Annotated in this window: 20 protein-coding genes and 2 tRNA genes; 1 reads left to right on the top strand and 21 read right to left on the bottom strand. The window is 67.3% G+C overall.

Features of this window, described 5'->3' with window-relative positions; all coding sequences use genetic code 11:
* The 21 genes from N788_RS08870 to tpiA all read right to left on the bottom strand — a co-directional run.
* Nucleotides 1-526: translation initiation factor IF-2 associated domain-containing protein (locus N788_RS08870; protein WP_034223932.1), on the bottom strand; the 526-nt coding region annotated here is incomplete at its 3' end.
* A gap of 75 nt (nt 527-601) precedes the next feature.
* Nucleotides 602-2,089: a transcription termination factor NusA gene (nusA, locus tag N788_RS08865; protein ID WP_034223929.1), complete on the bottom strand. Its 1,488-nt coding sequence runs from the start codon at nt 2,087-2,089 to the stop codon at nt 602-604.
* 32 nt (nt 2,090-2,121) lie between these two features.
* On the bottom strand, nt 2,122-2,667 hold the full coding sequence (rimP, locus tag N788_RS08860; RefSeq protein WP_034223928.1) for a ribosome maturation factor RimP: 546 nt from the start codon (nt 2,665-2,667) through the stop codon (nt 2,122-2,124).
* 167 nt (nt 2,668-2,834) lie between these two features.
* Nucleotides 2,835-2,911, bottom strand: a tRNA-Met gene (locus tag N788_RS08855).
* 74 nt (nt 2,912-2,985) lie between these two features.
* Nucleotides 2,986-4,434, bottom strand: coding sequence for an NADH-quinone oxidoreductase subunit NuoN (gene nuoN, locus N788_RS08850; RefSeq protein WP_051924516.1), 1,449 nt, complete (start codon nt 4,432-4,434; stop codon nt 2,986-2,988).
* Between the two features lie 10 nt (nt 4,435-4,444).
* Nucleotides 4,445-5,980, bottom strand: coding sequence for an NADH-quinone oxidoreductase subunit M (locus N788_RS08845; RefSeq protein ID WP_034223926.1), 1,536 nt, complete (start codon nt 5,978-5,980; stop codon nt 4,445-4,447).
* Between the two features lie 19 nt (nt 5,981-5,999).
* Entirely contained in the window at nt 6,000-8,099 is a 2,100-nt protein-coding gene (gene nuoL, locus N788_RS08840) for an NADH-quinone oxidoreductase subunit L (protein ID WP_034223924.1), read from the bottom strand.
* Between the two features lie 7 nt (nt 8,100-8,106).
* The gene (gene nuoK / locus N788_RS08835) at nt 8,107-8,412 is read right to left on the bottom strand and encodes an NADH-quinone oxidoreductase subunit NuoK (RefSeq protein WP_034223922.1); all 306 of its coding nucleotides are present in this window, start codon (nt 8,410-8,412) and stop codon (nt 8,107-8,109) included.
* Nucleotides 8,409-9,026: an NADH-quinone oxidoreductase subunit J gene (locus tag N788_RS08830; protein ID WP_034223918.1), complete on the bottom strand. Its 618-nt coding sequence runs from the start codon at nt 9,024-9,026 to the stop codon at nt 8,409-8,411. Before N788_RS08830 ends, nuoK begins: the two co-directional genes overlap by 4 nt.
* A 22-nt stretch (nt 9,027-9,048) precedes the next feature.
* Entirely contained in the window at nt 9,049-9,537 is a 489-nt protein-coding gene (gene nuoI / locus N788_RS08825) for an NADH-quinone oxidoreductase subunit NuoI (RefSeq protein WP_034223916.1), read from the bottom strand.
* A gap of 7 nt (nt 9,538-9,544) precedes the next feature.
* Entirely contained in the window at nt 9,545-10,603 is a 1,059-nt protein-coding gene (gene nuoH / locus N788_RS08820; RefSeq protein WP_244444111.1) for an NADH-quinone oxidoreductase subunit NuoH, read from the bottom strand.
* Nucleotides 10,604-10,605: 2 nt separating this feature from the next.
* On the bottom strand, nt 10,606-12,906 hold the full coding sequence (gene nuoG, locus N788_RS08815; RefSeq protein ID WP_034223913.1) for an NADH-quinone oxidoreductase subunit NuoG: 2,301 nt from the start codon (nt 12,904-12,906) through the stop codon (nt 10,606-10,608).
* Nucleotides 12,903-14,270: an NADH-quinone oxidoreductase subunit NuoF gene (gene nuoF, locus N788_RS08810; protein ID WP_034223910.1), complete on the bottom strand. Its 1,368-nt coding sequence runs from the start codon at nt 14,268-14,270 to the stop codon at nt 12,903-12,905. The genes nuoG and nuoF overlap by 4 nt, the downstream gene beginning before the upstream one ends.
* Before the next feature lie 8 nt (nt 14,271-14,278).
* Nucleotides 14,279-14,806 carry an NADH-quinone oxidoreductase subunit NuoE gene (nuoE, locus tag N788_RS08805; RefSeq protein ID WP_034223907.1) on the bottom strand — a complete coding sequence of 176 codons (528 nt, stop codon included), beginning with the start codon at nt 14,804-14,806 and terminating at the stop codon, nt 14,279-14,281.
* 14 nt (nt 14,807-14,820) lie between these two features.
* Nucleotides 14,821-16,080 (bottom strand): NADH-quinone oxidoreductase subunit D, encoded by a 1,260-nt coding sequence (locus tag N788_RS08800; RefSeq protein WP_034223905.1) that lies wholly within the window; start codon nt 16,078-16,080, stop codon nt 14,821-14,823.
* Between the two features lie 6 nt (nt 16,081-16,086).
* Entirely contained in the window at nt 16,087-16,809 is a 723-nt protein-coding gene (locus tag N788_RS08795; protein WP_034223903.1) for an NADH-quinone oxidoreductase subunit C, read from the bottom strand.
* A gap of 16 nt (nt 16,810-16,825) precedes the next feature.
* Nucleotides 16,826-17,380 (bottom strand): NuoB/complex I 20 kDa subunit family protein, encoded by a 555-nt coding sequence (locus N788_RS08790; RefSeq protein WP_034223901.1) that lies wholly within the window; start codon nt 17,378-17,380, stop codon nt 16,826-16,828.
* Nucleotides 17,371-17,727, bottom strand: coding sequence for an NADH-quinone oxidoreductase subunit A (locus N788_RS08785; RefSeq protein ID WP_034223933.1), 357 nt, complete (start codon nt 17,725-17,727; stop codon nt 17,371-17,373). Before N788_RS08785 ends, N788_RS08790 begins: the two co-directional genes overlap by 10 nt.
* Nucleotides 17,728-17,809: 82 nt before the next feature.
* Nucleotides 17,810-17,894 (bottom strand) — tRNA-Leu (locus N788_RS08780).
* A 54-nt stretch (nt 17,895-17,948) separates the two neighbouring features.
* Nucleotides 17,949-18,416 (bottom strand): preprotein translocase subunit SecG, encoded by a 468-nt coding sequence (secG, locus tag N788_RS08775; RefSeq protein WP_034223899.1) that lies wholly within the window; start codon nt 18,414-18,416, stop codon nt 17,949-17,951.
* Nucleotides 18,417-18,425: 9 nt separating this feature from the next.
* Nucleotides 18,426-19,178 (bottom strand): triose-phosphate isomerase, encoded by a 753-nt coding sequence (gene tpiA / locus N788_RS08770; protein WP_034223895.1) that lies wholly within the window; start codon nt 19,176-19,178, stop codon nt 18,426-18,428.
* Between the two features lie 132 nt (nt 19,179-19,310).
* Between tpiA and N788_RS08765 the strand changes: the two genes are divergently transcribed.
* A complete protein-coding gene (locus tag N788_RS08765; RefSeq protein WP_034223887.1) occupies nt 19,311-20,117 on the top strand; it encodes an SDR family NAD(P)-dependent oxidoreductase in 807 nt (268 codons plus the stop codon).
* Nucleotides 20,118-20,352: the final 235 nt, after the last annotated feature.

Genomic DNA, 20,352 nt, shown 5'->3' with positions numbered 1-20,352 from the left:
CGGCCTCGGCCGGCGCGGCCTCGGCGGCTTCCTTGGCCGCGGCGCGGGCGGCCTCGGCGTTGCGGCGGTCGGCTTCCTCGGCTTCGGCCTCGAGCTTGCGCTTGCGGTCGGACTCGGCGATCGCGGCCAGCTCGGCCTCGTTGCGGGCCTTGGATTCCTCGAGCTTGCGAAGGGCCTCGGTGCGCTCGTCGGTGACCGGCGTCGCGTCCATGTCGTCGCGCTTGACGTAGGTACGCTTCTGGCGGACCTCGACGGTGACGGTGGACTTGGACTTGCCGGCGCTGACGGTCAGCTCTTCCTGCTTTCGCCGCTGCAGGGTGATCTTGCGCGGCGCGGCGCCTTCGGCCGGCTTGTCGTCCTTGCCGTGCGTGCGGCGCAGGAAGCCAAGCAGCTTCATCTTCTCGGTGCTGCTGACCACCTGATCCGGCCCGCTGAAGGACATGCCTGCGCCGGCCAGCTGCTCGAGCAGCTTCTCGACGGGCATTCCCAGCACTTTGGCCAGCGAACCTACGGTGACTTCAGACATGTGGTGACGATTCCTTCGTTTCCTGCGCGCGGGGCGCGCAATGGTGACTCTCGGGTATAGCCGGATGCAGCGGTCTTACTCGAACCAGTGCGCGCGGGCGGCCATGATCAGCTTGCCGGCGCGTTCCTCGTCCATATCCTCGATGTCGGTGATTTCGTCCGTGGCCAGCTCGGCCAGGTCGTCGCGGGTGACGACGCCGCGCGCGGCCAGGGCGTATGCGGTCGCCTCGTCCATGCCGTCGAGCGAAAGCAGGTCTTCGGCCGGCTTGTGGTCCTCGATCTCTTCCTCGACCTGCAGGGCCTCGGTGAGCAGCGCGTCGCGGGCGCGGGCGCGCAGTTCCTCGACGATGTCCTCGTCGAAGCCCTCCACCGCCAGCAGCTCGCCGGCCGGCACGTAGGCGATTTCCTCGACCGTGCTGAAGCCCTCGGTCACCAGGATGCCGGCGATCTCTTCGTCCACTTCCAGCTTGTCCATGAACAGCTGGCGCGCGGTGGCCTGCTCGGTCTCGGACTTCGCGGTCACCTGGTCCTGGGTCATCACGTTGAGCTGCCAGCCGGTCAGGCGGCTGGCCAGGCGCACGTTCTGGCCGCCCTTGCCGATGGCCTGGGCCAGCTTGTCTTCGGCCACCGCCAGGTCCATCGAGCGACGCTCTTCGTCGACGATGATCGACTGCACCTCGGCCGGGGCCATGGCGTTGATCACGAACTGGGCCGGGTTGTCGGACCACAGCACGATGTCGATGCGCTCGCCGTTGAGCTCGTTGCTCACGGCCTGCACGCGCGAACCACGCATGCCGATGCAGGCGCCGATGGGATCGGTGCGGTGATCGTGGGCCAGCACGGCGATCTTGGCGCGGTCGCCCGGGTCACGCGCGGCGGCCTTGATCTCGACCAGGCCCTGGCCGACTTCCGGCACCTCGAGCTTGAACAGCTCGATCATGAACTCGGGCGCGGTGCGGCTGATGAACAGCTGCGGGCCGCGGGCTTCCGAACGCACGTCGAGCAGGTAGCCGCGCACGCGGTCGCCCGGGCGCAGGACGTCGCGCGGGATGGCCTTGTCCTTCGGGATCAGGGCCTCGGCGTTGCCGCCCAGGTCCACGTAAACGTTGCCGCGCTCGACGCGCTTGACGATGCCGTTGATCAGCTCGCCGACGCGGTCGGTCCAGGCGTCCACGACCTGCGCGCGCTCGGCTTCGCGGACGCGCTGCACGATCACCTGCTTGGCGGCCTGGGCGGCGATGCGGCCGAACTCGGCGTTCTCGACCTGCTCCTCGATGAAGTCACCGACCTCGGCGCCTTCCTTCTCGTCGACGGCATCCATCAGGCGGATCTGGCGGTCCGGCGACTCCATCACGACGTCGTCGGCCACGACCTCCCAGCGGCGGAAGGTTTCGTAGCTGCCGTCCACCGGGTTGATCGCAACGCGCATGGTCACGTCCTGCTCGTGGTAGCGCTTCTTCGCGGCGGAAGCCAGCGCGGCCTCCATGGCCTCGATGATCACGCCGCGCGGCACGCCCTTTTCATTGGCCACCGCTTCCATCACCAGCAACAGTTCCTTGCTCATTTCTTCCAGCTCCGTGAAAGGCGTCGGACGCCTCAGGGGTTATCGGATTCCTTGTCGGCCTTGCGCTTGCCGCGCGGACCGGTGGGTTTGGGCTGGGCCGCCAGGCCCAGGGCGACCAGGTCGGGGACCAGGCGCGCTTTTTCGATGTTCTGGTGGGCGACCGACATGTCGCGGCCGTCGAAGGACAGCTTGACGGTGTCGCCCTCGACACCCTCGATGCGGGCCTGGAAGCGGCGACGACCGTCGACCGGCAGCCGCAGGTTCAGCTTGGCCTGCTCGCCGACGAAGCGGGCGAACTGGGCGGGCGTGAACAGCGGGCGGTCGATGCCCGGCGAGGAGACTTCCAGGGTGTACTTCGAGGTGATCGGGTCCTCGAGGTCGAGCACGGCGGCCACTTCGCGGCTGACCGCCTCGCAATCCTCGATGGCGACGTGGCGGTCGGCTTCGGTGACGTCGATGTACAGGCGAAGCAGCGCACTGTTGCCGGTCTGCGCGAACTCGACGCCCAGCAGTTCGAGCCCCAACCCTTCGACGGTGGGGGCGAGCAGTTCGCTGATTTCGTTCGCCTTCGATGTCATGCCTTGGTGTCGCGCCTCGCGTGCATTTACCAAATTTCGAAAACAAAAAAGGGCCGTGAGGCCCTTTTCCGGTACATCCAGGTTCCGGCTTCCCTGGATCGGCTTGGCAGCCAATCCCGGGAAAAAGCCTGAGCGATGAGACCCTTTCGGAAACCATCGCCAGAAACTGGTAGCGGGGGCAGGATTTGAACCTGCGACCTTCGGGTTATGAGCCCGACGAGCTGCCAGACTGCTCCACCCCGCAGCAGTGAGCGCGCATTATAGGGGCCACGGCTTCGGCGACGCAAGCCCGGCGTTAGTGTGGCGCTTGGCTGGCCTTCAGGCCGGGAACGCCAGGCCCACCCACTTGAGGATGGTTTCGGCGAACAGCCCCAGCGCCAGCAGCGCCACGGCGTTGACCGCGAACAGCACGCGCAGGTGGCTGTCCGGGTGCAGCTTCGGGCCCTCGCCTTCGGGCTCGTCGAAGAACATCGCCTTCATCACCCGCAGGTAGTAGAAGGCACCGATGACCGCGCAGACCACGCCGACCACGGCCAGCCACATCAGGCCGGCGTCGAGCGCGGCCAGCAGGACTTCAAGCTTGGCCCAGAAACCCAGGAACGGCGGCACGCCGGCCAGCGAGGCCATGATGAACATCACCAGCAGCGCCTGGAACGGATTGCGCGACCACAGGCCACGGAAGTCGGCGATTTCCTCCGCCTCGTGGTCCTTGCGCGAAAGCAGGATGATGGCGCCGAAGGCCGCCGCCGACATCAGCGCATACGAAATCGCGTAGAACATCGCCGCGCCGTGGCCCAGCGGGCCCCCGTGGGCCAGGCCCATGAACAGGAAGCCGACGTGCGAGATGGTCGAGTAGGCCAGCATGCGCTTGAGGTTGGTCTGCACCAGCGCGACCAGGTTGCCCACCACCAGCGACAGCGCCGCCAGCCAGGCCACCATGTCCTGCCACTGCGCGTCGAGCGGGCCGACGCCGTCCTCGAGCAGGCGGTAGGCCATGCCGAAAGCCGCCAGCTTCGGCGCCGAACCAATGAACAGGGTGATCGCGGTCGGCGCGCCGGTGTAGGTGTCGGGCAGCCACATGTGGAAGGGCGCCGCGCCGAACTTGAAGGCGATGCCGACCAGCATGAAGACCACGCCGAACAGCAGCAGGGTGCGGTCGCCCGTGGACGCGGCGGCGGCGTGGATTTCGGCCAGCTGCAGGCTGCCGGTGGCGCCGTAGACCATGGACATGCCGTACAGCAGCAGGCCCGAAGCCAGCGAACCGAGCACGAAGTACTTCATGGCCGCTTCGGAGGAGCGCGGATTGTCGCGGTCCATGGCGACCAGGCCGTAGGAGCTCAGCGCCAGCAGTTCCAGGCCCAGGTACAGCACCAGCATCGAACCGGCCGACACCATCAGCATCATGCCCAGCACCGAGAACAGGCCCAGCACGTAGAACTCGCCCTTGAACAGCCCGCGGTCCTGCAGGTAGGGCTTGGCGTAGACGAAGGACGCCGCTGCCACCACGTAGATCGCGATCTTGAGCACGTCGCCCATGCTGTCGCGCACGAACAGGTTGGCGAAGCCATAGGTGGTGTCCGCGCCCAGCTCGCGCGCGGTCAGCACCGCCGCCGCCGCCAGGATGAACAGCGCCAGGAAGTGCGTGAGGCCACGGCGCGCGTCCGACAGGAACAGGTCGATCATCAGCAGCGCGAAGGCCGCCGCGCAGACGAAGATCTCTGGCCCCAGGGGCTGGAGGTCGGCAAGGGTGGGCATCGGCAGGGCCATCAGGGCTTCCTTACAGCTTGGTGGCGGCGAGCTGGGTCAGCAGCTGCGCGATCGGTGCTTCCATGAGGTCGGTCAGCGGCTTGGGGTAGACGCCCAGCAGCAGGGTGCCCAGGGCGAACACGCCCAGCACCAGGACCTCGCGGCCATTGATGTCGGTCAGTTCGGCGACGTGGTGGTTGGCGACGTCTCCGAACACCACGCGCTTGACCATCCACAGGGTGTAGGCCGCGCCCAAGACCAGCGTGAAGCCGGCGCCGAAGGCGACCCAGGCGTTGTACTGGAACGCGGCCAGGATGACCATGAACTCGCCGACGAAGCCCGAGGTGCCCGGCAGGCCGGCATTGGCCATGGCGAAGAACACGAAGAAGGCCGCGAACCAGGGCATGGTGTTCACCACGCCGCCGTAGTCGCGGATCATCCGGCTGTGCATGCGGTCGTAGACCACGCCGACGCAGGAGAACATCGCGCCGGAAATGAAGCCGTGCGAGATCATCTGCACCATGGCGCCCTGCACGCCCAGCTGGGCGGCGTCGCTGTTGCCCAGCTCGCGCACCAGCGCGAAGGCGATGAAGGTGCCCAGGGTGACGAAGCCCATGTGGGCGATCGACGAATACGCGATCAGCTTCTTCATGTCCTCCTGCACCAGCGCCACCAGGCCGATGTAGATCACCGCCGCCAGCGACAGCGCGACCACCAGCCAGGCCCACTCCTGCCCGGCGTCCGGCACGATCGGCAGGGTGAAGCGCAGGAAACCGTAGCCGCCGATCTTGAGCATGATCGCAGCCAGGATGACCGAGCCGCCGGTGGGCGCCTCGACGTGCGCGTCGGGCAACCAGGTGTGCACCGGGAACATCGGCACCTTCACCGCGAACGCCGCCAGGAAGGCGAAGAACAGCCACATCTGCTCGGTGGCGGTGAGCTTGAGCTGGTACAGGTCGGCCAGCTGGAAGCTGGCGCCGCCGTCCAGGCGCTCGCCCGAGACCACGTACAGGTAGATCAGGCCGACCAGCATGAACACCGAGCCGAGGAAGGTGTACAGGAAGAACTTCAGCGACGCGTAGACACGCTTGGGGCCGCCCCAGACGCCGATGATGATGAACATCGGGATCAGCATGGCCTCGAAGAACACGTAGAACAGGATGGCGTCGAGCGCGCAGAAGACGCCGATCATCATGCCCTCGAGGATGAGGAAGGCGGCGAAGTACTGGTGCGCGCGACGCTCGACCGAGCCCCAGGCACCCACCAGCACCAGGGCGGTGGTCAGGGTGGTCAGGGCGATCAGCGCGATCGACAGGCCATCAACGCCCAGGTGGTAGCGGATGTCGAAGCTGGGGATCCAGGCGCGGTCCTCGACCAAACGCATGGCCGCCGACGCATTGTCGTGCCCGCCGAACAGGAACAGGCTCAGCACCAGAGTCGCGACCGCGACCAGCAGCGCGAACCACTTGGCCTGGGTCTGGCGGCTGTCGCCGAAGGCCAGCGTCAGGATGCCGCCAAGGATCGGCAGCCAGACCAGGACGCTCAGCAGGGGCCAGGAGGATTGCATCGGGTCTTCCTTGTCAGTCTCAGGCGCCGGTCATCTTGACCAGCACCGCCAGCAGGACGATGAGGCCAATGATCATGGCGAAGGCGTAGTTGTAGAGGCGACCGGTCTGCACGTGGCGCAGGATGCCGGCCACGCGGTCGACCAGGGCGGCGGTGCCGTTGACCAGCAGGCCGTCGATCAGCCCGGCGTCGGCGCGCTTCCAGGAGAAGCGGCCCAGCTTGACGCCACCACCGGCGAAACCCTTGATCCACAGGTCGTCGAAGCCGTACTTGTTCTCGAGCAGGCGGACGACCGGCGAGAACAGCTTCGCCAGGCGGTCGGCCACGGCCGGGTTGAACAGGTAGATGTAGGTCGCGGACGCGAAGCCGGCGAAGGCCAGCCAGAACACGACGCTCTTGTAGAAGTGCGTGCCGAAGCCCACCGCGGCCATGAACCAGCCATGGCTGTCGTGCCAGATCGACTCGCCGGCGGCCGCCACCGTGTCGTGCGCCGGCATCACTTCGATGGCGCCGCGGAAGAAGTCGCCGAAGAGCATCGGGCCCACGGTGAAGAAGCCGATGAAGATGGACGGAATCGCCAGCAACACCAGCGGCACCGTCACCACCCAGGGCGACTCGTGCGGCTCGACCGGGCCGTGGTGGCCGTGGTCGTCGTGGTGCCCGTCGTCGTCGTGGGCTTCGTGGGCGACGTCACGGAAGCGTTCCTTGCCGTGGAAGGTCAGGTACAGCAGGCGGAAGCTGTAGAAGGCGGTGACGAACACGCCCAGCAGCACGGCCCAGTAGGCGTAATGCTGGACCCAGCCGCCGGTCCTGGAGGCTTCCTGGGCGGCCACGATGATCGTGTCCTTGGAGAAGTAACCCGAGAAGAAGGGCGTGCCCACCAGGGCCAGGGTGCCGATCAGGCTGGTCCAGTAGGTGATGGGCATGTACTTCTTCAGGCCGCCCATCTTGCGCATGTCCTGCTCGTGGTGCATGCCGATGATCACCGAACCGGCCGCCAGGAACAGCAGCGCCTTGAAGAAGGCGTGGGTCATCAGGTGGAAGACGGCGGCCGAATACGCCGACACGCCCAGGGCGACCGTCATGTAGCCGAGCTGGGACAGCGTCGAGTAGGCCACCACGCGCTTGATGTCGTTCTGCACGATGCCGATCAGGCCGGTGAAGAAGGCCGTGGTGGCGCCGATGAACAGCACGAAGGCCAGCGCGGTTTCGCTTTGCTCGAACAGCGGCGACATGCGCGCCACCATGAAGATGCCGGCGGTGACCATGGTCGCGGCGTGGATCAGGGCCGAGATCGGGGTCGGGCCTTCCATCGAGTCGGGCAGCCACACGTGCAGCGGCACCTGGGCCGACTTGCCCATGGCGCCGATGAACAGGCAGATGCAGATGAAGGTCATGATCTCGACGTCCACCGGACCCGACAGCACGTCCAGGCTCCAGCCGCCGAAACCGATCTTGCCCGACCACAGCGTGAAGGTGCCCTGCAGCTCGCTGTTGTAGGCGTGCGCGAAGACCGTGGCGTAATCGAGCGTGCCGACCCAGGCCAGCACGCCGGCGATGCCGAGCAGGAAGCCGAAGTCACCGACGCGGTTGACCAGGAAGGCCTTGAGGTTGGCGAAGATGGCCGTCGGGCGCTTGTACCAGAAGCCGATGAGCAGGTAGGACACCAGGCCCACCGCTTCCCAGCCGAAGAACAGCTGCAGGAAGTTGTTGCTCATCACCAGCATCAGCATCGAGAAGGTGAACAGCGAGATGTAGCTGAAGAAGCGCTGGTAACCGGGGTCTTCTTCCATGTAGCCGATGGTGTAGACGTGCACCAGCAGCGACACGAAGGTGACCACGACCATCATCATGGCGGTGAGCGTGTCGACCATGAAGCCGACGTGGGCCGAATAGCCCGCGACCTGGAAGAACGTATAGACGTTCTCGTTGAACGGCGTCGCGCCCAGCGCCAGGAACTGCCAGAGCACGTGCAGCGACAGCGCGCAGCTGACCACCACGCCCAGGATGGTGACCCAGTGCGCGCCGGCCCGGCCGACCTGCTTGCCGAACAGGCCGGCGATGGCGGAGCCCAGCAGGGGCGCGAGGGCGATGACCAGCAGGATGTTCATTGAAATCATCGCGCGATCAACCCTTCAGCGAATCGAGTTCGGCGACGTTGATCGTCCGCCGGTTGCGGAACAGCGTCACCAGGATGGCCAGGCCGATGGCGGCCTCGGAAGCCGCCACGGTCAGGATGAAAAAGACGAAGATCTGGCCGTCGACGTGGCCCAGGAAGCGCGAGAACGCCACGAAGTTGATGTTCACCGCCAGCAGCATCAGCTCGATGCACATCAGCAGCACGATGACGTTCTTGCGGTTGATGAAGATGCCGGCCACCGACAGGCAGAACAGCACCGCGCCAAGCGCGAGGTAATGGCCAAGGGTGATCACGGATTGCCCTCCTGGCGGGGTTCGGCCTTGACCTTGACCAGGCGCACGCGGTCCTCGCGGCGCACGGCGACCTGGCGGGCCGGATCCTGGTGCTTGGTGCCCGGGCGCCGGCGCAGGGTCAGCATCACCGCGACCACCAGCGCGACGGTGAGGATCACCGCGGCGGTCTCGAACGGCAGGATGTACTTGCTGAACAGGGTTTCGCCAATCCACTGGATGTTGGTCTTGCCGGCGGCGGCGGCCGGATCGGTGGCCGACAGGCCGACCTCGAAACGCTTGAGCCCGATCAGCATCACCATCTCCGCGGCCATCACCACCACGACGGCGCCGGTGAGCGGCACGTAGCGCACGAAACCCTCGCGCAGCGGCGCGGTGTTGATGTCGAGCATCATCACCACGAACAGGAACAGCACCATCACCGCACCGATGTAGACCAGCACCAGCACCACGCCCAGGAACTCGGCCTGCAGCAGCAGCCACAGGCAGGCGACGGAGAAGAAGGTCAGCACCAGGCTCAGCACCGCGTGCACCGGGTTGCGGGCCAGGATGACGCCCAGGGCCGCAAGCACGGCGACCGAGGCGAAGGCGTAGAAGGCGGCGAGTTCGTAAGTCATGTGTGTCCTTTGTCCCCTGCCCTCACCGGAACGCCGCGTCGGCGGCCCGACGCTCGGCGATCTCGTCCTCGAGGCGGTCGCCCAGGGCCAGCAGCTGCGCCTTGGTGACGATGTTCTCGCCGCGCTTCTCGAAGTGGTACTCGTGAACGTGGGTCTCGACGATCGAGTCCACCGGGCAGCTTTCTTCGCAGAAACCGCAGTAGATGCACTTGAACAGGTCGATGTCGTAGCGGGTGGTCCGGCGCGAGCCGTCCTCGCGGCGCTCGGAATCGATGGTGATGGCCAGCGCCGGGCAGACCGCCTCGCACAGCTTGCAGGCGATGCAGCGCTCTTCGCCGTTCGGGTAACGACGCAGCGCGTGCAGGCCGCGGAAGCGCACCGACTGCGGCGTCTTCTCGAACGGATAGTTGAGCGTGTACTTGGGCTTGAACATGTAGCCCAGGGTCAGCTTCATGCCGGCCAGCAGCTCCAGCAACATGAGGCTCTTGAGGTAGTTCGCGATGCGGGTCATGGCTTCCTCAGGCGCCCAGGGTGAACCATTCGTTGTAGGCCATGATGGCCGTCACGAAGATCCACGCGATGGTGATCGGGATGAATACCTTCCAGCCCAGGCGCATGATCTGGTCGTAGCGATAGCGCGGGAAAGTGGCGCGGAACCAAAGGAAGGTGAAGGCGAAGAACAGGAACTTCAGGCCCAGCCACCACCAGCCCGGCTCGCCCAGGAACCCCCAGGACGGCGGGAACGGCGACAGCCAGCCGCCCATGAACAGCACGGCGGTCAGGAAGGCCACCAGCATCATGTTGGCGTATTCGGCCAGGAAGAAGATCGCGAAGGCCGAACCCGAGTACTCGACGTGGAAGCCGGCGACGATTTCCGACTCGCCCTCGGCGACGTCGAAGGGCGCGCGGTTGGTCTCGGCCACGCCGGAAATGAAGTAGATGATGAACAGCGGGAACAGCGGGATGAAGAACCACTCGCCGATGCCGAGGTTGCCGGCCTGGGCCAGCACGATCTCGCTGAGGTTCATCGTGCCCGCGGCCACCAGCACGCCGACCAGGGCGAAACCCATGGCGATTTCGTAGCTGATCACCTGCGCCGCCGAACGCAGCGCGCCGAGCACCGCGTACTTCGAGTTCGAGGCCCAGCCGCCGATGATGATGCCGTAGACGCCCATCGACGTGAGCGCCAGCAGCACCAGCAGGCCGGCATTGACGTCGGCCAGGACCACGCCGTCGTCGAAGGGGATCACCGCCCAGGCCGCCAGCGCCGGTGCCAGCGCCAGCAGCGGCGCCAGCCGGTACAGGAAGCCGCTGGCGTTGCTGGGCACCACCAGCTCCTTGAACAGCATCTTGAAGACGTCGGCGAAGGCCTGGATGACGCCGATGCCCATGAAGCCGCCGATGAACTGGGGCCCGTGGCGCACGTGCATCCAGCCGATCACCTTGCGCTCGGCCAGGGTGTAGAAGGCCACGCCCACGACCACCGGCAGGGTGATCGCCAGGATCTTGACCAGGGTCCACAGGACCAGGCCCAGGTCGCCGAAGGAGAGGAAAAATTCGCGCATCGGATCGAACATGCTCAGGCCCCCACCACCGCGAGCCGCGCCGCCGGCGCGATCGGCGCCGTGGCCTCGTAGTCGGATTCGATCCAGGCGGCGCCTTTGGCGACACGCTTGCTCACCTGCACCGGCAGCACGGCGTTGCCGTGGCCGTCGCCGAGCTTGGCCATGGCGCCGTCGGACAGGCCGCGCGACAACGCGTCCTCGGGGTGCAGCAGCACGCGGGCGCCCACCGTCAGCGGGTGCGCGTTGAGCGCGGTGGCGCGGCGCAGCACCGCGTCGCCGCGATAGATCGGCGTGCTGGTGATGCGCTCGAGGCCGGCGTCGTCCTTGGGCGCCGGCGCCAGGCCGTCACCTGCGGCCGGAGCCTTCGGCGACAGGCCGGCACGGAGGCCGGCCAGGTCGGTGTAGTCGAAGCCCGGCAGGCCCATCTGGCCGCCCAGGGCGCGCAGCGCACGCCAGCCCGGGCGGGCTTCGCCCGGCAGCTTGCCGCCGGCGAACGCGTGCTGGTCGGTGCCATCGAGGTTGGTCAGCGTGCCATCGATCTCGGGCAGCAGGCCGATGGGCAGGATCACCTGCGCCAGCTTCCTGAGGTCTTCGCCGGCATAGGCCGCGAAGGCCACGACCTTGGCGCCGGACAGGGCCTTGAGCGCCTGGGCGCCGTGGGCGAAGTCGAACTGCGGCTCGATGCCGTACAGCAGGTAGGCAGGCAGCGGCGACGCGAGCATGGCGCCGGCATCGTGGCCGCCCTGCCCCGGGCGCAGGCCGTGGCGGGCCAGGCCGATGGCGTTGGCGCCCTGCGGGATGCGGTTGAGGCTGGCACCGGTAGCGGAGGCCAGCGCACGCGCCGCGGCGCGCAGCCACGAGGCCTGGGCGTGGTTCTCGGCCATCTCGCCGAGCACGATCACGGCCTTGCCGCCCTTGGCCAGCGCCTCGGCCATGGCCTTGGCGCCGTCATGGTCGGCTGCGGCGATGCCGGCCGGCAACGAGGCACCAGCGGCCCTGGCGACCGCGGCCAGCGCGCCCGGCAGCTGGGACGGGGCGACGATGCGCTTGCCGGCCACCGGGAAGGTGAACTCGAAGTCCACCGGGTTGATGCAAAACACCTTCGCGCCGGCGCGGCCAGCCTTGTGCAGGCGCTGGTGCAGCAGCGGCAGTTCGTGGCGCAGGTTGCAGCCCACCAGCAGGACGACATCGGCCTGCTCGAGCTCGGCGGCCGGCAGCTGGAAGGGTTCGGCGAAGGCGGCGTCGGCGAAATCCAGCGCCTTCAGGCGATGGTCGATGTGCGCCGTAGCCAGGCCCTTGGCAAGCGTCGCCAGCTGGGCGCCTTCTTCATTGGTGGTCGCCGGATGCGCCAGCACGCCGAGCGATTCGCCGGCTTCCTTGAGCAGCTTCGCCGCCTGGGCCAGCGCTTCGTCCCAGGACGCCTCGCGCCAGCCGTCGCCTTCGCGCACCAGCGGACGGGTGACGCGGTCGCCCGCATACAGGCCTTCATGCGAATAACGGTCGCGGTCCGACAGCCAGCACTCGTTCACGGCTTCGTTGTCGCGCGGCACGGTGCGCAGCACGTCGCCGCGGCGCGCGTGCAGGTAAAGATTGGAACCCAGGGCGTCGTGGTAACCCAGCGATTCGCGGGCGATCAGCTCCCAGGCGCGGGCGCGGAAGCGGAAGACCTTGTTGGTCAGCGCGCCCACCGGGCAGACGTCGATGACGTTGCCCGAGAGCTCGGTCATCAGCGGCTTGCCGTCGTAGGTGCCGATCTGCAGGCGTTCGCCGCGGTACATGCCGCCCAGTTCGAAGGTGCCGGCCACGTCCGCGGTGAAGCGGATGCAGCGGGTGCACTGGATGCAGCGGGTCATGTCGGTGGCGACCAGCGAGCCCAGGTCTTCGTCGGGGACGACGCGCTTGCGCTCGACGAAACGCGAGACCGACCGGCCGTAGCCCATGGCCAGGTCCTGCAGCTCGCACTCGCCGCCCTGGTCGCAGATCGGGCAATCGAGCGGGTGGTTGATGAGCAGGAACTCCATGACGTTGCGCTGCGCATCGAGCGCGCGCTTGGTCTGGGTGGTGACCTTCATGCCTTCCATCACCGGCGTGGCGCAGGCCGGCGCCGGCTTGGGCATCTTCTCGACGTCCACCAGGCACATGCGGCAGTTGGCCGCGATCGGCAGCTTCTCGTGGTAGCAAAAGCGCGGGATCGCGACGCCGGCCTTGTCGGCGGCCTGGATGATCATCGAGCCCTTCGGCGCCTGCATCGGCTTGCCGTCGATCTCGATGTTCACCAGGTCCGGCGCGGTGTTGTTGGTCGGCTGGGCGCTCATGCGGCCTGCTCCGTGGTGGCGAGCTGGCCCTTGGCCAGGTCGTCGACGTAGAATCGCTTGTGCACGATGGCGTATTCGAATTCGTGCCAGTAGTGGCGCAGGAAACCCTGCACCGGCCAGGCGGCGGCTTCACCGAAGGCGCAGATGGTGTGGCCTTCGATCTGGCCGGCGGCGGCCTTGAGCATGTGCAGGTCGTCCAGCGTCGCCCTGGCCTCGGCGATGCGGGTGAGCATGCGGTACATCCAGCCGGTGCCTTCGCGGCACGGCGTGCACTGGCCGCAGGACTCGGCGTAGTAGAAGCGCGCGATGCGCTGGCAGGCGCGGACCATGCAGGTGGTTTCGTCCATCACGATGACGGCGCCCGAGCCCAGGCCGGAACCGGCCTTCTGGATCGAGTCGTAGTCCATCGTGCAACCCATCATCACCTCGGCCGGCAGCACCGGCATCGAGCTGCCACCCGGGATCACGCCCTTGAGCTTGCGGCCACCCTTCACGCCGCCCGCCATCTCCAGCAGTTCGCTGAAGGGCGTGCCCAGGCGGATTTCGAAGTTGCCCGGGTTGTTGACGTGGCCCGAGACCGAGAACACCTTCGGCCCACCGTTGTTGGGCTTGCCCAGGTTGAGGAACCACTCGGCGCCGTTGCGCATGATCGCCGGCACCGACGCGTAGGTCTCGGTGTTGTTGATCGTGGTGGGCTTGCCGAACAGGCCGAAGTTGGCCGGGAACGGCGGCTTGTAGCGCGGCTGGCCCTTCTTGCCTTCCAGCGACTCCATCATCGCGGTCTCTTCGCCGCAGATGTAGGCGCCGGCGCCGAGCGCGCCGTGGATGTCCACGTCCACGCCCGAGCCCTGGATGTCCTTGCCCAGCCAGCCATTGGCGTAGGCTTCCTTGAGCGCTTCTTCGAAATGTTCGAAAGGCTCGTGGTGGAATTCACCGCGCAGGTAGTTGTAGCCGACCGTGCAGCCGGTGGCGTAGCAGGCGATGGCCATGCCTTCGATCACCGAATGCGGGTTGTAGCGCAGGATGTCGCGGTCCTTGCAGGTGCCCGGCTCGGATTCGTCCGAGTTGCACAGGATGTACTTCTGGCCCGGTGCCTGGCGCGGCATGAAGCTCCACTTCAGGCCGGTCGGGAAGCCTGCGCCGCCGCGGCCGCGCAGGCCGGACTGCTTGACCATCTCGATCACCTGCGCCGGGTCCGTCTTTTCGGCCAGGATCTTGCGCCAGGCGGAATAACCGCCGGTCTTGATGTAGTTCTCGTAGGACCAGGGCTTGTCGAAGTGCAGCGTCGTGTAGACGACGTTGTGCTCCTGGGGAGCCGGGCCGACCGGGCCGGTGGGCTGCGAGTAGCGGGAATCGTGCGCCATGACCTGAATCACTCCAGTCCGTCGAGCAGCTCGTCCACCCGTTCCGGGGTGAGCTTCTCGTGGTAATGGCCGTCGACCACCATCATCGGGGCGCCGGCGCAGGCGGCCAGGCACTCTTCCTCGATCTTGAGGAAGACGCGGCCGTCGGGGGTGGATTCGCCGTGCCGGATGCCGAGCTTGCCTTCGCAATGACGCACGATGTCCTCGGCGCCGTTGAGCCAGCAGCTGATGTTGGTGCAGATGGCGACCTTGTGGCGGCCGACCGGCTGCAGGTCGAACATCGAATAGAAGCTGGCGACCTCGTAGGCCCAGACCGGCGGGATGTCCAGGTACTTGGCGGTCGCGGCGATCAGCTCGTCGCTGAGCCAGCCGCCGTTCTGTTCCTGGGTGGCCATCAGGCCCTGGATCACCGCCGAACGCTTGCGGTCGGGCGGGAACTTGGCGACCCAGTGGTCGATGTGGGCGCGCGTGGCGTCGGACAGCGCGACCATGGGGTCGACGTCCTGGCAAGCGGCGAAATTTCCGGTGGCTTTCATCGGTCAGGCAATCCTTAGCGATCGATCTCGCCGAACACGACGTCGTAGGTGCCGATCATGGCGACCACGTCGGGCAGCATGTGGCCGCGCACAATCTCGTCCATCGACGAGAGGTGGGCGAAACCCGGCGCGCGCAGCTTCAGGCGGAACGGTTTGTTGGCGCCATCGGAGACGATGTAGGCGCCGAATTCGCCCTTGGGGGCTTCCACCGCGGCGTAGGCTTCGCCGGCCGGCACGGAATACCCTTCGGTGAAGAGCTTGAAGTGGTGGATCAGCGCTTCCATGTCGTCCTTCATCTCGGCACGGCGCGGCGGCGCGACCTTGAAGTTGCGCACCATCACCGGACCCGGGTTGGCCCGCAGCCACTGAACGCACTGCTTGATGATGCGGTTGGACTGGCGCATTTCCTCCATGCGGACCAGGTAGCGGTCGTAGCAGTCGCCCTGCACGCCCACCGGGATGTCGAAATCGACCTGGTCATAGGCGGCGTAGGGCTGCTTCTTGCGCAGGTCCCAGGCCAGGCCCGAGCCACGCAGCATGGGCCCGGTCATGCCCCAGGCCAGGGCCTTCTCGACCGGCACCACGCCGATGCCGACGGTGCGCTGCTTCCAGATGCGGTTGTCGGTGAGCAGGGTCTCGTACTCGTCGACGCGGCGCGGGAAGTCATCGCAGAACGCGTCGAGGAAATCGAGCAGCGAACCTTCGCGCCACTCGTTGACACGCTTGAGCTCGGCGCCCTTGCGCCAGGGCGACTCGCGGTACTTGGGCATGGCGTCCGGCAGGTCGCGGGCGACGCCGCCGGGACGGTAATAGGTGGCGTGCATGCGCGCGCCGCTGACCGCTTCGTAGCAGTCCATCAGCTCTTCGCGCTCGCGGAAGGCGTAAAGGAACACCGCCATCGCGCCCAGGTCGAGGCCGTTGGAGCCAACCCACATCAGGTGGTTCAGGATGCGGGTGATCTCGTCGAACATCGTGCGGATGTATTCCGCGCGCTGCGGCACCTCGATGCCCATCAGCTTCTCGATGGCGCGCACGTAGGCGTGCTCGTTGCACATCATCGAGACGTAGTCGAGCCGGTCCATGTAACCAATGGACTGGTTGAACGGCTTGGACTCGGCCAGCTTCTCGGTGGCGCGGTGCAGCAGGCCGATGTGCGGGTCGGCGCGCTGCACGACTTCGCCGTCCATCTCCAGCACCAGGCGCAGCACGCCGTGCGCGGCCGGATGCTGGGGGCCGAAGTTGAGGGTGTAGTTGCGGATTTCCTGGGTGCTCATGACCGGTCAGTCCTTGCTCGGCTGCTCGGTGGCGGCCTGCTGCCAGCGCGAGTCCTCGCGCACCACGCGCGGAACCAGCACGCGCGGCTCGATCGAGACGGGTTCGTAGACCACGCGCTTGCGCTCGGCGTCGTAGCGGACTTCGACGTTGCCGATCAGCGGGAAGTCCTTGCGGAACGGATGGCCGACGAAGCCGTAATCGGTGAGGATGCGGCGCAGGTCGGGGTGGCCTTCGAAGATGATGCCGAACAGGTCGAAACACTCACGTTCGAACCAGTTCGCGACCGGGTAGACCTCGACCAGCGACGGCACCACCGGCAGGCTGTTGTCGGCGGCGAAGCAGCGCATGCGCAGGCGGCGGTTGTGGCGCACCGACTGCAGGTGCACGACGGCGGCGAAGCGGCGCTCGGGGCCATTGCCGCGCGGGCGGTGTTCCCAGTCGAAGCGGCCCGGACCGGCGGCGCCTTCGACGCCGCGCGAGAAGCCTTCCGAGGACACGTCGTCGGTGTCCCACTCGTCGTCGCCGTAACCCAGGTAGTCGACGCCGCACAGGTCGATCAGCTGTTCGAAGCCCAGCTCGGGGTCGTCGCGCAGGATGCGCGCGGCCGCGTCCCAGCATTCCGGGGCGATCTCGATGGTGGTTTCGCCCAGCGCTTCGTGCACGGACAGCAGCTTGTCCTGCAGGCGCGCCTTGAGGCGCTCGGTGAAGCTCGTGATTGGTTCGACCATGGCGTCGGCTGGGTCCTTAGCGGGCGATGGTGTTGGTGCGGCGGATCTTCTTCTGCAGCTGCAGGATGCCGTAGACCAGGGCCTCGGCCGTCGGCGGGCAGCCCGGCACGTAGATATCCACCGGCACCACGCGGTCGCAGCCGCGCACCACCGAATACGAATAGTGGTAGTAGCCGCCGCCGTTGGCGCAGCTGCCCATCGAGATGACCCACTTGGGCTCGGGCATCTGGTCGTAGACCTTGCGCAGCGCCGGGGCCATCTTGTTGACCAGGGTGCCGGCGACGATCATCACGTCGGACTGGCGCGGCGAGGGCCGGAAGATGACACCGTAACGGTCGAGGTCCAGGCGCGAGGCGCCGGCATGCATCATCTCGACCGCGCAGCAGGCCAGGCCGAAGGTCATCGGCCACATCGAACCGGTGCGCGCCCAGTTGACCAGGGCATCCACCGACGTGGTGACGAAGCCGCGCTCGAGCAGCGGGTTGTCGCCTTCCGGGCGCAGGATGTCGTCGACCCGCCCTTCCGGGATCGGGTTGTGCATGACGTTCGAAACGGACTGGATCACTCCCATTCGAGCGCTCCCTTCTTCCATACGTAGACGAAGCCAAGCACCAGCAGGCCGATGAAGATGCCCATCTCGGTGAGGCCGACGATCCCGAGGTTGCGGAAGTTGACCGCCCACGGGAAGACGAACGCGATTTCCAGGTCGAAGATGATGAACTGGATGGCGATCAGGTAGTAGCGCACGTCGAACTGCATGCGCGCGTCTTCGAAGGCCTCGAAGCCGCACTCGTAGGGAGAGAGCTTCTCGGCGGTCGGGCGCTTGGGGCCCAGGGCCCAGCCCGCGATCAGCAGGACGATGCCCAGGCCGGTCGAGACGAAAAGGAACAGAAGGATCGGCAGATATTCGCCCAACACGCGCGCTTCCTCACCTTGGCGCCCTTGGGCGCGTTCGTGCCGCCGCTCCGGTGCAACGCCGGGCGGCAGCCCGTTGAAAATTTGGTGCCCAAGAGGGGACTCGAACCCCTACGACTCTCGTCGCTACCACCTCAAGGTAGTGCGTCTACCAATTCCGCCACCTGGGCAGGTGTGCCTTCGATCCGGCAACCGGATCGAAGGCCGAAGATTGTACCAGCGGATCAGCCGCCGCGGTTGTTTTCCGCGTCGTCGCCGTCGGCCGCTTCCGCCGATTCGGTTTCGGCAGGCGCCGCCTCGGCGGGCGCCGGAACCTCGGTCGCCGCGGGCGCGGCGTCGTTGGCCGGCACCGACGCGTCCGAAGGCAGGTCGCTGGCCGGGAGCTCGCCGGCGGGCACCGCTTCGCCGGGCACGTCGGACATCGCGCCGATGTCCTCGAGCGAGGCGACCGGCTTGCCGCCATGCGTGGCGTACCAGGCCATGCCCAGGCTCAGGCCCATGAAGACCACGGCCAGCCATTTGGTGGCCGTGGACAGGAAATTGGACGATCCGCGCGCACCGAAGACGGTGGCGGAAGCGCCGCCGCCGAAGCCGGAGCCCGCCGCGGCACCGGAGCCGCGCTGCATGAGGATCAGCACGATCATGGCGATCGCGACCAGCACATAGATGACACTGACGATGGTGAGCAGCATGTTCTTCCGTTACCTCGCCGCCGCTGCGGCGATTGCCAGGAAATCCTGGGCCACGAGGGACGCGCCCCCGATCAGGCCGCCATCGACGTCGGGCTGTGCGAACAGCTCGGCCGCGTTGGCGGGCTTCACGCTGCCGCCGTACAAAATCGGCAACGAGCCGGCGATTCTAGCATCGTGGGCCGCCAGTTCGCCACGGAGGAAGGCGTGGACCTCCTGGGCCTGCTCTTTCGAGGCCGTCCGGCCCGTCCCGATGGCCCAGACCGGCTCGTAGGCCAGCACGGCCCCCTCGAAGGCGGCGATGCCGGCCAGCTCGACCACCGGGCCGAGCTGCTTTTCCAGCGCGTATTCGGTGTGCCCGGCCTCGCGCTGGTTCAGGGTTTCACCCACGCACAGCACCGGCACCAGGCCGGCCTTGCGCGCCGCGACGAACTTCTCCGCCACGTCCTGCGGGCTTTCCCCGTGGTACTGGCGGCGCTCCGAGTGGCCGACCAGCACGTAGCGGGCGCCCACGTCGCGCAGCATGGCCCCGGACACCTCGCCGGTGTAGGCGCCCTGCTCGTTCACGCCCAGGTCCTGGGCCCCGAAGGCCAGGCCGCTGTCGGCATAACGCGTGGCCAGCTCACCCAGGTAGGGAACCGGCGGCAGCACGACCACGTCGACCCCGGCGGCCCGCGGCGCGGCGACCAGCGCGTCCATCAGCTGGGTGGCGAAGGCCCGGCTGCCATTGAGCTTCCAGTTGCCGGCGACGATCTTCTGGCGCATGCAGTCTCTCCCGAGGACAAGACCGCCAGTTTAGCGCGCCCGGTCAGGGGCTGACGATGTCCCCATGCCTGGCCGCCAGCACGGCCGTGCGCGGGGTGATAATGGCGCGAAGCCCCAAAGGAGCCCGCGCCCATGCCGCCTTCCCCGTCCCTGCCCCACGCCCTGGTCACGGGCGCCTCAAGCGGCATCGGCACCGACATCGCCCGCGAATACGCGCGCCGGGGCAAACCCCTGGTGCTGACGGCACGCCGTCTCGACCGGCTTGAGGCCCTGGCGGCCGAGCTGGGCAAGCAGGTGCCCTGCACCGTGCTGGCCGCCGACCTGGCGGACCCGGCGGCGCCCGAAGCCCTGTTCGCGCAGACCCTGGGGCGCGGGATCTTCGTGGACACGCTGGTCAACAACGCCGGCTTCGGCGTGCCCGGGCGCTACCTGAGCGCGGACTGGAAGACCCACGCCGATTCGATCCAGGTGCTGCTGACCTCGGTGGCCCACCTCACCCACCTGTACCTGCCGGCGATGGAAGCGGCCGGGCGCGGCCGCATCCTCAACGTGGCGTCGCTGGCCGGCCTGGTGCCGGCCACGGCCGGCCATACGCTGTACGGGGCGACCAAGGCCTGGCTGATCCGCTTCTCCGAAACCCTGGACCAGGAATCACGCGGCCGCGGGGTCTATGTGACGGCGCTGTGCCCCGGCATGACCTACACCGAGTTCCACGACGTCAACGGCATGCGCGAAAAGGTCTCGAAGCTGCCCAAGGGCATCTGGCTGACCAGCGCCGAGGTCGCGCGCCAGGGCGTTGAAGCCGTCGAATCCGGCCGCGTGCGCCTGGTCACCGGCCGCAGCAACAAGCTCATCGCGGGCCTGTCCAAGTACCTTCCAGACGCCCTGGCCCGCGCCCTGCTCGCCTCAAAGGCCAAGGACTTCCGCGACGCCGATTGACCGGCAACCCGGTGGGAGCAACGTCGGTCCCGAGCGCCTGCCCTTGCCCTTTGGGCAAGCAAGGCGGGCCTTGCGGCAATCGTCGGAGGCGCCGCCGCGCACGCTATGTCCTCGCCGCCCGGCCGGGACCAAGCGTCATCCATGACCAGCTCACGGCCGGCCACTACGGACATCCATGTCCTCCGTTTCGTCGAGGACATAGCGTGCACGACGACGCTCCCACTTCAATCACGGG

The organism is Arenimonas donghaensis DSM 18148 = HO3-R19, assembly GCF_000743535.1.
In the GTDB taxonomy this organism is placed as follows: domain Bacteria; phylum Pseudomonadota; class Gammaproteobacteria; order Xanthomonadales; family Xanthomonadaceae; genus Arenimonas; species Arenimonas donghaensis.
This window is presented reverse-complemented; position numbering and strand designations above follow the sequence as displayed.